We start from the raw sequence: 13,894 nt of genomic DNA, 5'->3' as shown, positions 1-13,894 counted from the left end.
ACGACGACCGCGGCGCGGGTACTACGCGTTGTACTCGTCGAGCGGCGGGCAGGAGCAGACCAGGTTCCGGTCACCGAAGGCGCCGTCGATGCGCCGCACCGGCGGCCAGTACTTGTCCGCGGCCGACACACCGGCCGGGAACACCGCCTCGTCGCGGGAGTACGGCCGGTCCCACTCCCCGCCCAGCGACGCCGCGGTGTGCGGCGCGTTGCGCAGCGGGTTGTCCTCCACCGGCCACTCGCCGGAACCGACCTTGTCGACCTCCCGGCGAATGGCGATCATCGCCTCGCAGAACCGGTCCAGCTCCGCCAGGTCCTCGCTCTCCGTCGGCTCGATCATCAACGTGCCGGCCACCGGGAACGACATCGTCGGCGCGTGGAAGCCGTAGTCGATCAGGCGCTTGGCGATGTCGTCCACCGAAACGCCCGTCTCCTTGGTCAGCGGCCGCAGATCGATGATGCACTCGTGCGCGACCAGACCGTTCGGGCCCGTGTAGAGCACCGGGTAGTGCGGCTCGAGCCGCTTGGCCACGTAGTTCGCACCGAGCACCGCGACCTGGGTGGCGCGCCGCAGCCCCTCGCCGCCCATCAGGCGCACATACGCCCAGGAGATCGGCAGGATGCCGGCCGAGCCCCACGGCGCCGCGGAGATCGGGCCGACGCCCGTGGCGGGTCCCGCGGTCGGCTGCAGCGGGTGGTTGGGCAGGAACGGCGCGAGGTGCGCGCGCACCGCGACCGGGCCGACGCCGGGACCGCCGCCGCCGTGCGGGATGCAGAAGGTCTTGTGCAGGTTCAGGTGCGAGACGTCCGCGCCGAACTTGCCGGGCTTGGCCAGGCCGACCAGCGCGTTGAGGTTGGCGCCGTCCACGTACACCTGGCCGCCGGCCTCGTGCACCGTCGCGCAGATGTCGGTGATGTTCTCCTCGAACACCCCGTGCGTGGACGGGTAGGTGACCATCAGGACGGCCAGCTCGGCACGGTGCTGGTCGATCTTGGCGTGCAGGTCCTCGACGTCCACGTCGCCGTCGTCGCGGGTCTTGACCACGACGACCTTCATGCCGGCCATCACGGCGCTCGCCGCGTTGGTGCCGTGCGCCGAGGACGGGATCAGGCACACCGTGCGCTGGGTTTCACCGTTGGAGCGGTGGTAGGCGCGCACCGCGAGCAGCCCGGCCAGCTCGCCCTGCGATCCGGCGTTGGGCTGGATGCTGACCTTGTCGTAGCCGGTGACCTCGGAGAGCTGCTCCTCCAGCTGGTGGATCAGCGTGAGGTAGCCCTCGGCCTGCTCCACCGGCGCGAAGGGGTGCAGCCCGGCGAACTCGGGCCAGGTGACCGGTTCCATCTCGGTGGTGGCGTTGAGCTTCATCGTGCACGAGCCCAGCGGGATCATGCCGCGGTCGAGCGCGTAGTCACGGTCCGACAGCCGGCGCAGGTAGCGCAGCATCGCGGTCTCGGAACGGTGCTGGTGGAAGACCGGGTGCGCCAGGTACGTGTCACCGCGCAGCAGACCGCCGGGGAGCGCGTCCGGGACGGCGGCGTCGAGCGCCTCGACGTCACCGGTCACCCCGAAGGCACCCCACACCGCGGCCAGCTGGTCGCGGCCGGTGGTCTCGTCACAGGAGATGCCGAGCAGGTCGGCGTCACGCTCCCACAGGTTGACGCCCGCGGCGCGGGCCGCGGCGGCGACCTCGGCAGCGCGGCCGGGCACCCGGGCGGTCACGGTGTCGAAGTACCCGCCGTGCACGACCTCGACGCCGCCGGCCCGCAGGCCCTCGGCCAGGATGGCGGCGTAGCGGTGGGTGCGCCGGGCGATCTGGGCCAGCCCGTCCGGGCCGTGGTAGACCGCGTACATGCCCGCCATGACGGCGAGCAGCACCTGGGCGGTGCAGATGTTGCTGGTGGCCTTCTCGCGGCGGATGTGCTGCTCGCGGGTCTGCAGGGCGAGCCGGTACGCCTTGTTGCCGTCCGCGTCGACGGAGACACCGACGAGGCGGCCGGGCAGGCTGCGGGCGAACTTCTCGCGGACGGCCATGTAGCCGGCGTGCGGGCCGCCGAAGGCCATCGGGACACCGAAGCGCTGGGTGGTGCCCACCGCGATGTCCGCGCCGAGCTCACCGGGCGAGGTGAGCAGCGTCAGGGCGAGCAGGTCGGCGGAGACCGTGACGATCGCGCCCAGCTCGTGCGCCCGCTCGATGACCGGCTTGAGGTCGCGTACCGCGCCGGAGGCGCCGGGATACTGCAGGAGCACGCCGAAGACGCCGCGCTCGGCCACCTCGTCCGGAATGCCGTCGGTGAGGTCGGCGACCACGACCTCGACGCCGGTCGGCTCGGCGCGGGTCTCGATCACGGCGACGGTCTGCGGGAAGCAGTCCGCGTCGACCAGGAAGACGCCCTGCTTCACCTTGCCGACCCGGCGGGCCAGCGACATGGCCTCGGCGGCGGCGGTGCCCTCGTCCAGGAGCGAGGCTCCCGAGGTGGGCAGACCGGTGAGGTCGGCGACGACCGTCTGGAAGTTCAGCAGCGCCTCCAGCCGGCCCTGCGAGATCTCCGGCTGGTAGGGCGTGTACGCCGTGTACCAGGCCGGGTTCTCCATCACGTTGCGCAGAATGACCGGCGGGGTGAAGGTCCCGTAATAGCCCAGGCCGATCATCGGCGCCAGCACCTGGTTGTGGTCCGCGAGGTCACGCAGCTCGGCCAGTACCGCGGCCTCGGTGCGTCCCGCGGGCAGGTTCAGCGCCTCGAAGCTCTTGATGGTGTCCGGCACGGCGGCAGCCGTCAGCTCGTCCAAGGAGCCGTAACCGACGTGAGCCAGCATCTTGGCCTGGGCCCCGGCGTCGGGGCCGATGTGGCGCTGTTCGAACGGGATGCCGCTCTCGAGCTCGGAGAGTGGGATGCGGTGGGCATTCATCTGCGGAGGCCTCCTGGTCTGACACGACCTGCGAGGGGTGCCGCGGCGCGGGCACCCGAACGGCCTCCCCCTCTGTCATCACAACCTGAGAGCTTCACCGTGCTGCCTAAAGCACGACTTTCACCGTCGGTGAGGCCGGGTCCCGCGCATGAGTCATGCCCGAGGCCCGCCCTGCTTTCCAGAGTGACCTCATCCATGCGGTACCGGTTGCCTGAGAGATTCCGGGGAGGATTTGCTCCTTCGGCGCCCCCGACACGATCTCGGAGGACTCTCCCGCATGGGGTCTGCAGCCGCCATTCAGCCTACCAGCGGGGATGGGGGCGGATTCCTCGTGGATCCCTCGAGTCGACACCGCCCCCAATGTGGCCTTTGGTTGATCTAGCAGAGCAGCACCGATCTGTTGGAGGGACCGTGCAGACCGATATTGATCCCCGCAGCCTGATCGGCCGCCGGGCCCTGGACAGCGACGGGGCGAAGATCGGCACGGTCGACGAGGTGTACCTCGACGACGCGACCGGAGAGCCCGAGTGGGCCGCGGTACGCACCGGGCTGTTCAGCCGGGACGCGTTCGTGCCGCTCGAGCCGAGCGAGGTGGTGGACGGGGAGCTGCGGGTCCCCTTCCCCAAGGCCCTCATCAAGGACGCCCCCGACTTCGGAGTCGGCCGCCACCTCTCCCCCGAGCAGGAGATCCAGCTCTACCACCACTACGGCATGGACGTCCCGTCCACCTCGACCGAGGCCCCCGGCACCGGCGACCACGACTTCGGCCGGCTGGCCGGCGAGGACTGAGAAACCACCCGGAGCGGTCCGCGAACGCCCAGGTCAGGGGACCAGTGGCAGCGGTTCGGCCGCTTCCAGTTCCGGATCCTCCACCGCGAACGTCCGCACCCGGCCCGGTACGCGGTCCGTCGGCTTCTCGAAGCGCACGGTCACCCGTCCCACCCCGCTGCCCTGCACCCACCCGGCGCCGAATTCGGCGTGCCGTACGTCCTGCCCCGGCATCCACCGCACGGCGGCGCGTACCGGCTCCGCCGCGGGCGCCGGACGCCCTGCCGGATCCGCCTCCTCCCGCTCCGCGAGCTCCGCCGCGCGCACCGCGGCGGCCTCCGCCTCGAGCTCCGCCTCCAGCTCGGCCGCCTGGGCGAACAGATCCTCCTGCGTGAAGTCGGCCAGCCCGGTGACGCCCACCCCGAGCAGCCGGACGCCGTTGGTCGTGTCGACGGCCTCCAGGAGCCTTCGGGCGGTCTCCCGCACCACCCCTGGGTCGTCCGTGGGCGCCCGCAGGGTCTCGGACCGGGTCAGGGTGCTGAAGTCGTAGCTCCGCACTTTGATCACCACCGTCCGGCCGGACCGCCCGGCCTCCCGCAGCCGCCGCACACAGCGGTCCGCGAGCCGGTCGAGCTCCGAGCGCACCCGGAACCGGTCGGTGAGGTCCACGTCGAAGGTGTCCTCCACCGAGACGGACTTCGCGTCACGGTCGGCGACCACGGCCCGGCTGTCCAGGCCCAGGGCCATGGCGTAGAGCGAGGCGCCGTGCGCCTTGCCCAGCAGCTGCACCAGCTCGGACTCCCCGGCCAGCGCCACCTCCCCGACCGTGCCGATACCGGCCCGGCGCAGGTGCTCGCCGGTCGCGGGCCCGACGCCCGGCAGCACCCGGACCGGCATCGGGTCCAGCAGCGCCCGCTCGGTGCCGGGCTCGACCACCACCAGGCCGTTCGGCTTGCCCTGCTCGGAAGCGATCTTGGCCAGCAGCTTGGAGCCCGCGAGCCCCACCGAGGCCGTCAGCCCCGTGGCGGCCCTGATCCGCGCCCGCACCCGCTCCGCCACCTGGCGGGGGGCCTCGGTCGTCGCACCCGCCTCCAGGTCCACGAAGGCCTCGTCCAGGCTGAGCGGCTCCACCAGCGGCGACAGCTCCCCGAGGATCCCCATCACGGTCTCGCTGACCCGCCGGTACAGGTCGAAGCGGGGAATGAGGTAGGCGGCATTGGGGGCGAGACGCCGTGCGTGCGCCATGGCCATCGCCGAATGGACGCCATGGACACGTGCCTCGTAGGACGCGGTCGCGACGACGCCGCGCGGTCCGAGACCGCCGACCACGACCGGCTTGCCCCGCAGGCTCGGCTTGGAGGCCTGTTCCACCGCGGCGTAGAACGCGTCCATGTCCAGGTGCAGGATCGTCGGAGCGGTTCTCACAGTCACCGATGCTGCCGCACGGCACTGACATTCACCGTACGGACGTACAGCGGACGGTTCACCCCACGCGGTTCCGGCGCCGCGCCAGCTCGTCCGCGGGGTTGTGGCCGGCCAGTGTCTCGCCGGTGTCCACGCGCTCGCCGTGCAACTGCGACAGGGAGCTCTCGACGTCCCGCCAGACCACGCCCACGGCGATCCCGAAGACGCCCTGGCCGCCCTGGAGCAGGTCGACGACCTCGTCGGGCGAGGTGCACTCGTACACGGTGGCGCCGTCGCTCATCAGGGTCATCCGGGTGAGCTCGGCGGGTGCGGTGGTGCGCAGGTGCCGGACGGCGGTGCGGATGTTCTGCAGGGAGACCCCGGTGTCCAGGAGCCGCTTGACGATCTTGAGGACGACCACGTCCCGGAAGCCGTAGAGGCGCTGCGCACCCGTTCCGTACGCTGCCCGGACGCTCGGCTCGACCAGGCCCGTACGCGCCCAGTAGTCCAGCTGGCGATAGGTGATGCCGGTCGCCGCGCACGCCGTCGGCCCCCGGTACCCGACCGTCTCGGTCTCGGGCTCCGCCGGGCCGGCCATCGCACCGTCGGCCGGTGCGGGCTGCCGGGCCAGGGCCCCACGGGTGGGATACGGGCCGCCCGTGGCCATACCGTCGCCGGTGCTTCTCACGCCGCCCTCCGTCCCTTCGCGTCCCGGTCGGCACGTGCACGTGCCAACGGGACTTTCCATCTCGACGGTAGGCAGTCACTCGGGGTGCGTCAACGATCGCCACACTCGGCACGCCGAGTGATATCAACCCCAAGAGTGGTTTCGCGTGCCCCCGAACGGGGAACGGCTAGCCGAATGGGCCAAATAAGCCCGTTACTGGTTGCTCGTGCCGAAGTCCTCCGGCGAGATCTGGTCCAGGAACTCGCGGAACTTCTCGACCTCGTCCTCCTGCTCGTCCGGGATGGCGATCCCCGCGTCGTCCAGCACTCCGTCGCTGCCGTAGATCGGCGTCCCGGTGCGCAGGGCGAGGGCTATGGCGTCGGACGGGCGGGCGCTGACCTCCACACCGCTGGCGAAGACCAGCTCGGCGTAGAAGACACCCTCGCGCAGATCGGTGATCCGCACTTCGGTGAGCGTCTGTCCGACCGCTTCGAGCACATCCTTGAACAAATCATGGGTCAGCGGGCGAGCAGGCGTCATGCCCTGCTGCGCGAAAGCGATGGCCGTGGCTTCTCCAGGCCCGATCCAGATGGGCAGATACCGGTCGCCTCCCACTTCGCGCAGGAGCACGATCGGTTGATTGGAGGGCATTTCGACCCGGACACCCACGACGTCGAGCTCGTTCACACAGTAACCCTAGGACGTGCCCGGCCGGTTTGGGTAGTCGGGCATCCCGCTCGGCGGACTTGACAGGTATCGCGCAGCTTCTCAGAAGAGCCGCAGGCGAAGGGCGGACTGGACCATGGCGGCGTGCAGACGGACCGAGAGTGCCGCCAGTTCCCGGGCGGTCGTCTCGGCGTGTGTACGGGTCTGCGGGTTGCGGTGTCGCCGCAGCGGGGCGACCACCTGTTCCACCAGGCCGACCTCCCGGTCGGCCGCGGCCTTCACCGCGCGCAGATGGCGCGGTTCCAGGCCGAAGCGGCCCATGTCGACGATCAGCTTGCCGATGTTCACCGATTCGGCGTCGTAGCCCCCGTCACGACCGGCCTCCACCAGGCCGTAGGACTCCCACTGCTCCAGATCGTCCGGCTCCGCACCGGTGGCGGCCAGCAGCGCTTCCCGACCGATCCGCAGCTCGGAGGGGCTGTCGGTAGCGGCCACACCCTCCGCGAGCTCCCGGGACTCGCCCGGCCCCGGCAGCGGAATCTGCTCGCCCCGGTCGAGCGCGTCCAGATGCTCCCGGATGACGCGCAGCGGCAGATAGTGGTCCCGCTGCATGCGCAGGACGTGGCCCAACCGCTCCACATCGCGAAGAGCGAACTTCCGATAGCCCGAAGGAGTGCGTTGGGGCTCCACCAGGCCCTCCGCCTCCAGGAACCGGATCTTGGAGATGGTGACCTCGGGGAACTCGTCCTGCAGGTGGTTCAGCACGGCCCCGATGCTGAGCAGCCGGCCGTCCGGGGTGGCGGTGCCGTTGCCGGCACCGCCTGACGGTGTTCTAAGCATGGACCTTCCCTGTGGGAGTCCCCCCGCACACTGCGTGGGAGGTCAGATGCCTCGCTGGCTCGCGTAGAAGACCAGTCGGTACTTGCCGATCTGGACCTCGTCGCCGTTGGCGAGAGACACGGAGTCGATCCGCTCCCGGTTGACATACGTGCCGTTGAGGCTGCCCACGTCGGAGACCGTGAAGCCGCCGTCGGTCGCCCGCCGGAACTCCACATGGCGGCGCGAGACCGTGACGTCGTCCAGGAAGATGTCGCTCTGCGGGTGGCGGCCGGCCGTGGTCAGTTCGCCGTCCAGGAGGAAGCGGCTGCCCGAGTTCGGGCCTCGGCGCACCACCAGCAGGGCGGAACCGATCGGCAGCGCGTCCACGGCCGCCTGGGCCTCCGGGGACAGCGACGGCGTCACGGTCTGACCGGTCGCCTCGGCCTCGTAGGCCTCCAGCCCCGAGATCGAGATCGTCGACGTGGTCTCCGACGGCCGCTCGGACGGGACACCGGCACGCAGCGGCGCGCCACAGTTGGAGCAGAAGCGGCTCGCTTCCGCGTTGGTGTGACCGCACCTCGTGCATACCGGCAAGGCCGTCATGGACTGAGCCTCCTGCCGCGGATCGCCCGCGGGGACGTTCGACGCGTACGGATCGGAGGGAAACCCTGCACCCGTACTTGAGGTTGATGGTTCCCCGAAACCTATGCGGCCGGACGCGGCAGGGTCAACAGACGCCACACCTTGTCCGCCCGAAATGTCACCGCGCGCTCCGGCGGGCTCGTTCCGGAACAGCGGCCGCTCCCCGGCCGGGCCGTCCCCCTGCCCCTGGCGCGGGGCACGATGACGCGCCGTAGCGGGATCACCAGCCTGCTTGGCCTGTCGCGCGCTCTTGCCGAACAACTTCCCAAACAACTTCACGGGCGATTCCCCTTGACCGAAACAGACCCGCCCGTGGGGCAGGACGAACCCTCGCTACACACAGTTTCCAACACAGACCACCCCGACGATGTGCCGACCCCCCGCGTCACTGTGATGACGACCGAGCGTAGTCAGGCTGCTTCGCCGGCCGCAAGGCATCCACGACGATCTTCTCAGAACGGACGACATCGGCCGTGGCCTGCTCCTTCTTCAAAGTCTGCACCACTCCGCCGGGAATATTGAGCGCCGGCTCCAGGTCCTGCGGATTTCCGATGACCTTGAACCGGTAGGGCTGGACCACCTTGTGGCCGTCGATCTCCACACCGTCGGCACCCTGCGTGAAGTACGTGTCGGCCACCACCCGTACGTCGTTGATCTGGATCGCCTCGGCCCCGGCCGCCCGCAGCTCCTGCAGTGTGTCCAGCAGCTTGTCCGCCTCCAGGCCGCCCTTGGGGTCCGAGATCGTCAGGTTGATGCCGGGGCCCTGCGCGGCGACCGTACCGGCGAGCACGCCGAGCTGCTGCGCCTTCTGGTCGGTCTGCTTGCGGGCCTCCTCGGCCTGGTTGGAGCTGGTCTCCAGCTCGGAGCGCTGCGTCTCCAGCCGGCGCTTCTCGTCCTGGAGCCGCTGCGTGCGGTTGTCCAGCTCCGTCAGGATGCGCACCAGGTCCTCCTGGCGGGCGCCGCGCAGCGCCCCGCTGTCACTGGTGGAGCGCACCTGGATGGCCAGTCCCAGCCCCAGCACGAACAGCAGCAGCGCGACGATCAGCTGGGCCCGCGACAGCCGCGGCGGCCACAGCCCCGCCAGCAGTCGCTGCCGGCCCGTCTCGCCCGACGCCGGCTTCACGGGCCCCGCGTCCGGCACGGGGGTCTCGGACGCCTCGGAAGGCACCGCCTTCCCGGGCCGCGCGGGCGCGTCGTCGGGCTCGGGGGCATCGGAGTGCCCCGGGGTCTCGGCACGCTCCGGTGCACCGGCGCTCTCGGGGACGCCGGCGCGCTCCGGCGTCGCGGCGCCCTCGGGGACACCCTCGCTGTCGGGCGTCGTGGCGCGCTCGGGGAGTTCTTCGTCGCTCATACGGCGGTCACGCCCGGAAGACGTGGCGGCGGATGGCAGCCGCGTTGGAGAAGATCCGGATACCCAGGACCACGACCACACCCGTGGACAGCTGCGCGCCGACACCGAGCTTGTCCCCGAGGAACACGATCAGTGCGGCCACCACCACGTTGGAGAGGAAGGAGACGACGAAGACCTTGTCGTCGAAGATCCCGTCGAGCATCGCGCGCAGACCGCCGAAGACGGCATCGAGCGCGGCTACCACGGCGATCGGGAGATAGGGCTCGACCACTGTCGGCACGACGGGGCGGACCACGAGTCCGACCACGACTCCCACGACGAGGCCCAGTACGGCGATCACTTCGTACCCTTCCCTGTTCTGGCGGCGTCCGCCTTCGTGTTGCCGGGCACCGGCTTGGCGTAGCGCACGATCAGACTGGGGGCGGCCGGCAACCGCACCTCGTCCTCCGCGGAGATGTCCGCGCGGATCCCGTAGCTCTGCTGCAGTACGTGCAGATACTGCCCGTCCGCACTCTCCTGGAAGGTCGTGCTCAGCCGCCGGCCGTCCCCGATCGCCAGCACCGTGTACGGAGGCGCCAGCGGCTTGTTGTCGACCAGTATGGCGTCACCGGCGGCGCGAATCGCCGACAGCGCCGTCAAACGCTGGCCGTTGACGGAGATCGCCTCGGCCCCCGACGCCCACAGCCCGTTGACGATCCGCTGCATGTCACGGTCGCGCACGCGCCCGGTGTCGGAGAAACCATTGCTCTCCCGCGGCCCGCCGCCGTTCCCCGTCGACGCCTCCTTGGCGTCGTCGACGACCAGCTTCACCCCCGGGCCCTTGACGGGCGTGGCGCCCGCCATCAGCGCCACCAGGTCCGTACTGCCGGCACCCTTGTCACCCAGGGCGGCCCGCTGCTTCGCGTCGACCTCGTCGCGCAGCTGGTCCACGTTCTTCTGCAGGCTGTCCGCGGAGCTCGTGCCGGACTGGATGCGCTCGATCAGCTTCTGCCGCTCCAGAGCCAGCGTGGGCGCCGCGACGTTCGCCTGGGCGGCCCCGAGCGTGACGACGACGGCCGCCAGCACCAGCCCGACGGCGAGCCCCAGCTTGGCCCGCAGCGTGGTGGGCAGCCGTGAGCTGCCCACCACGCCACGACGCTCCGCCGCCTCCGCGTAGCCGTCGTCGAGGCTGTGATCCATCACGTTGGTCAGCAGCGACATCGAGGCGTCGGGGCGCCGTGGCGGGGCCTTCGGGCTGGGGCTGCTCCCATCCTGGTGCTGCTGCGGCATGCCGCACATCGTCGCACGTCGGGGCCGCTCCACTCGAACGGCCCCCTTGCGGCGCGCCGTTCGGCCCCGGAATCAGTGACCAGCGCCCTCCACGATCGCCGACCACTCGTCGAGCAGCGCCTGGGCAGAGGCGTCGTCCGGACCTTCTGCCCACAAATGCGTGACCGCTTCCGCGGGGTCGGGCAGGACCATCACCCAACGGCCGTCGGTCTCCACGACCCGGACACCGTCGGTGGTGTCCACCGACCGGTCGCCGGCGGCCTCGACCACGCTCCTCATCACGAGTCCCTTGACGGCCCACGGGGTCGCCACGTCGCGTCGCAGGACATGGGCGCGCGGGATCCGGGCGTCGATCTGGCTGAGGGTGAGCTGGGTACGGGCCACCAGGCCGATCAGCCGCACGAACGCAGCCGACCCGTCGAAGACACTGCTGAACTCGGGGATGATGAAGCCGCCCCGGCCGTCTCCGCCGAAGATCGTGCTCTCCGCCCGGCCCACTCGCGTGAGGTCGTCCGGCGATGTCGTGGTCCATGCCACCTGGGTGCCGTGGTACGCCGCCACCTGCTCGGCGATACGGGTCGTGGTGACCGGCAGTCCCACCCGTCCGCTGCGGCGCTCGGCCGCGACCAGGTCCAGCATCACGAGCAGTGCCCGGTCGTCCTCGACGATCCTGCCGCGCTCGTCCACCAGCGACAGCCGTTCACCGACCGGGTCGAACCGGACGCCGAAGGCCGCACGGGCCGAGGCGACGATCTCGCCCAGCCGCACCAGCCCGGACCGGCGTTCGTCGGCGGTCTCGGTGGGCCGGGCCTCGTTCAGCCCGGGGTTGATGGTGAACGCGTCGACGCCCAGCCGCCCCAGCAGGCTCGGGAGCACCAGGCCGGCGCTGCCGTTCGCCGCGTCCACGACGACCTTCATCCCCGACTCCGCGACACCCGAGGTGTCGACCGCCCGCAGCAGCGAGCCCGTGTAGGAGTCGAAGACGCTCGACGGGAAGCGCAGGTCACCGATCTCGCCGGGGAAGGCGCGCCGGTACTCCTGGCGGGCGAAGACCCGGTCCAACTTGCGCTGCCCGCCCGCCGACAGGTCGGCGCCTCGCTCGTCGAAGAACATGATGTCGACGGAGTCCGGCGTACCCGGGGTCGTGCGGATCATGATGCCGCCGGCGCTGCCGCGCGCCGTTTGCTGCCTGGCCACCGGCAGCGGGACGTTCTCCAGGTCCCGGACGTCGATGGCACTGGTCTGCAGGGCCGAGATCACCGCGCGCTTCAGTGCTCGCGCGCCACGGGAGTGGTCGCGGGCCGTCGTGACCGTGGACCCCTTCTTGAGCGTGGTGGCGTAGGCACCGGCCAGCCGGACGACGAGTTCCGGGGTGATCTCCACGTTCAGGATTCCCGAGACACCGCGCGCGCCGAACAGATGCGCCTGACCCCGCGATTCCCAGATGACCGACGTATTGACGAAAGCGCCGGCCTCGATGGTCTTGAACGGATAGACACGGACATTGCCCGCGATGATCGACTCCTCGCCGATCAGGCATTCATCGCCGATCACGGCACCGTCGTCGATCCGCGCCGCCCGCATGATGTCGGTGTTCTTACCGACCACGCAGCCGCGCAGGTTCGTTCCCTGTCCGACGTAGACGTTGTCGTGAATCACGGCCTTGTGCAGGAACGCACCGGACTTGACGACGACGTTCGAGCCGATGACCGTGTGCTCGCGGATCTCCGCGCCGGCCTCGACCTTGGCGTAGTCCCCGATGTACAAAGGCCCGCGCAGTACGGCATCGGGGCTGACCTCGGCACCTTCGGCCACCCAGACACCCGGCGAGATCTCGAATCCGTCGAGATCGACATCGACCTTGCCCTCAAGGACGTCCGCCTGCGCCTTGATATAGCTCTCGTGCGTGCCGACGTCTTCCCAGTAGCCCTCGGCGATGAAGCCGTAGACCGGCTTGCCTTCCTTCATCAACTGCGGGAAGACATCGCTCGACCAGTCGACGGACGTGTCGGCGGCCACGTAGTCGAAGACCTCGGGCTCCATGACGTAGATGCCCGTATTGACGGTGTCCGAGAAGACCTGGCCCCAGGTGGGCTTCTCGAGGAAGCGCTCGACCTTACCCTCCTCGTCCACGATCGTGATGCCGAACTCCAGCGGGTTGGGCACCCGCGTCAGGCATACGGTGACAAGTGCACCCTTTTCCTTGTGGAATTCGATGAGCTCGGTGAGGTCGAAGTCCGTGAGCGCATCACCGGAAATCACGAGGAAGGAGTCGTCCTTGAGCGCCTCTTCGGCGTTCTTTACACTCCCGGCCGTCCCGAGTGGCTTTTCCTCATTGGCGTACGTGAGCTCCATCCCAAGTTCTTCGCCGTCCCCGAAGTAATTCTTGACGAGGGATGCGAGGAACTGGACGGTCACCACGGTCTCGGTGAGACCGTGCCGCTTGAGCAGCGTCAGCACGTGCTGCATGATCGGCCGGTTGGCAACCGGCAGCAGGGGCTTGGGCATACTCGAGGTCATTGGGCGAAGGCGTGTGCCTTCGCCGCCGGCCATCACGACGGCCTTCATGTCGGAAAAGTCCTCCTTGCGGCTCAATCAGCCGTGGCGTCCATCCGCACAAGTCTGCGGACCTGCACTACATAGAGGATCCCTGCCCACCAGTACAGAGTTGTACCCCATCCGGCGAACGCCCATCCGCAAATTGCGGCCAGCGTGGCGAGCCATCCGCTGCCATCACTCAGCAACAACAGCGGGAAGGCGTACATCAGGTTGAAGGTGGCGGCCTTGCCCACGAAGTTCACCTGCGGCGGCCCGTATCCGTGCCGCCGGAGGATCAGGAGCATTACCCCCATCATCACCTCCCTGGCCAACAGGAGCAACGTCAGCCACAAGGGGAGGATGTCCCTCCAGGTGAGCCCGATCAGGGTGGACAGCACAAACAGCCGGTCCGCGGCCGGGTCGAGGAGCCGGCCGAGATTGCTGACCTGGTTCCACCGCCGCGCGAGCTTGCCGTCCAGATAGTCGCTGATACCGCTGAGTGCGAGGACCAGCAGAGCCCAGCCGTCGGCCTTCGGGCCGCCGAACTCGGGCCACAGGATCAGCCACAGGAACACCGGGACGCCCACCAGGCGGGCCATACTCAGGATGTTGGGGATCGTGAAGATCCGATCCGTTTGCACCCTTGACTCCTGGACCTCCACCGGGGGCCCCTCCTGTATGTACGTGCCGATGATTCCACCCGACCCTACCCCAGACGACAAAAAGGCCCGACCCCGGATCGAAGATCCGAGGTCGGGCCTCGTAATAATTGTTCGGCGGCGTCCTACTCTCCCACAGGGTCCCCCCTGCAGTACCATCGGCGCTGAAAGGCTTAGCTTCCGGGTTCGGAATGTAACCGGGCG

General features: G+C 69.7%; 12 protein-coding genes, 1 rRNA gene and 1 riboswitch. Of the genes, 1 reads left to right on the top strand and 12 read right to left on the bottom strand.

Annotation, left to right across the window (positions count from 1 at the left end; translation table 11 throughout):
* Positions 1 to 21 precede the first annotated feature (21 nt).
* On the bottom strand, positions 22 to 2,907 hold the full coding sequence (gcvP, locus tag AC07DC_RS37400) for an aminomethyl-transferring glycine dehydrogenase (protein ID WP_478919160.1): 2,886 nt from the start codon (positions 2,905 to 2,907) through the stop codon (positions 22 to 24).
* Between the two features lie 188 nt (positions 2,908 to 3,095).
* Positions 3,096 to 3,193: riboswitch (glycine riboswitch) on the bottom strand.
* A gap of 125 nt (positions 3,194 to 3,318) precedes the next feature.
* Between gcvP and AC07DC_RS37395 the strand changes: the two genes are divergently transcribed.
* A complete protein-coding gene (locus AC07DC_RS37395; RefSeq protein ID WP_478919158.1) occupies positions 3,319 to 3,696 on the top strand; it encodes a PRC-barrel domain-containing protein in 378 nt (125 codons plus the stop codon).
* 33 nt (positions 3,697 to 3,729) lie between these two features.
* Here AC07DC_RS37395 and AC07DC_RS37390 read toward each other — a convergent pair whose 3' ends face one another.
* The 11 genes from AC07DC_RS37390 to rrf all read right to left on the bottom strand — a co-directional run.
* Entirely contained in the window at positions 3,730 to 5,100 is a 1,371-nt protein-coding gene (locus tag AC07DC_RS37390) for a DNA polymerase IV (protein ID WP_478919156.1), read from the bottom strand.
* Between the two features lie 58 nt (positions 5,101 to 5,158).
* Entirely contained in the window at positions 5,159 to 5,767 is a 609-nt protein-coding gene (locus AC07DC_RS37385; protein WP_478919155.1) for a MerR family transcriptional regulator, read from the bottom strand.
* 192 nt (positions 5,768 to 5,959) lie between these two features.
* Entirely contained in the window at positions 5,960 to 6,433 is a 474-nt protein-coding gene (locus AC07DC_RS37380; RefSeq protein ID WP_031518684.1) for a bifunctional nuclease family protein, read from the bottom strand.
* A gap of 81 nt (positions 6,434 to 6,514) precedes the next feature.
* Positions 6,515 to 7,252 carry a transcriptional regulator FtsR gene (gene ftsR / locus AC07DC_RS37375; protein WP_478919153.1) on the bottom strand — a complete coding sequence of 246 codons (738 nt, stop codon included), beginning with the start codon at positions 7,250 to 7,252 and terminating at the stop codon, positions 6,515 to 6,517.
* 42 nt (positions 7,253 to 7,294) lie between these two features.
* Entirely contained in the window at positions 7,295 to 8,194 is a 900-nt protein-coding gene (locus AC07DC_RS37370; protein WP_478919289.1) for an FHA domain-containing protein, read from the bottom strand.
* Between the two features lie 64 nt (positions 8,195 to 8,258).
* Positions 8,259 to 9,224, bottom strand: coding sequence for a DUF881 domain-containing protein (locus AC07DC_RS37365; protein ID WP_478919151.1), 966 nt, complete (start codon positions 9,222 to 9,224; stop codon positions 8,259 to 8,261).
* Positions 9,225 to 9,231: 7 nt separating this feature from the next.
* A complete protein-coding gene (locus AC07DC_RS37360) occupies positions 9,232 to 9,564 on the bottom strand; it encodes a small basic family protein (RefSeq protein ID WP_030364457.1) in 333 nt (110 codons plus the stop codon).
* Positions 9,561 to 10,502 carry a DUF881 domain-containing protein gene (locus AC07DC_RS37355; protein ID WP_478919288.1) on the bottom strand — a complete coding sequence of 314 codons (942 nt, stop codon included), beginning with the start codon at positions 10,500 to 10,502 and terminating at the stop codon, positions 9,561 to 9,563. The genes AC07DC_RS37360 and AC07DC_RS37355 overlap by 4 nt, the downstream gene beginning before the upstream one ends.
* Positions 10,503 to 10,565: 63 nt before the next feature.
* Positions 10,566 to 13,061 (bottom strand): sugar phosphate nucleotidyltransferase, encoded by a 2,496-nt coding sequence (locus AC07DC_RS37350; RefSeq protein WP_478919150.1) that lies wholly within the window; start codon positions 13,059 to 13,061, stop codon positions 10,566 to 10,568.
* A gap of 23 nt (positions 13,062 to 13,084) precedes the next feature.
* Positions 13,085 to 13,693, bottom strand: coding sequence for a cardiolipin synthase ClsA (gene clsA, locus AC07DC_RS37345; RefSeq protein ID WP_478919148.1), 609 nt, complete (start codon positions 13,691 to 13,693; stop codon positions 13,085 to 13,087).
* Between the two features lie 109 nt (positions 13,694 to 13,802).
* Positions 13,803 to 13,894: ribosomal RNA gene (rrf, locus tag AC07DC_RS37340) — 5S ribosomal RNA — on the bottom strand; the annotation flags it as partial.

Source organism: Streptomyces sp. NPDC045021 (assembly GCF_056432645.1).
Note: the sequence above shows the minus strand (reverse complement) of the source record. Positions and strands in the feature narration are given on the sequence as shown.

Excerpts from the sequence above, each read along its gene's own strand:
- gcvP (WP_478919160.1), bottom strand. The coding sequence starts at position 2,907 with ATGAATGCCCACCGCATCCCACTCTCCGAGCTCGAGAGCGGCATCCCG.
- ftsR (WP_478919153.1), bottom strand. The coding sequence starts at position 7,252 with ATGCTTAGAACACCGTCAGGCGGTGCCGGCAACGGCACCGCCACCCCG.
- AC07DC_RS37365 (WP_478919151.1), bottom strand. The coding sequence starts at position 9,224 with ATGAGCGACGAAGAACTCCCCGAGCGCGCCACGACGCCCGACAGCGAG.
- AC07DC_RS37355 (WP_478919288.1), bottom strand. The coding sequence starts at position 10,502 with ATGTGCGGCATGCCGCAGCAGCACCAGGATGGGAGCAGCCCCAGCCCG.
- AC07DC_RS37350 (WP_478919150.1), bottom strand. The coding sequence starts at position 13,061 with ATGAAGGCCGTCGTGATGGCCGGCGGCGAAGGCACACGCCTTCGCCCA.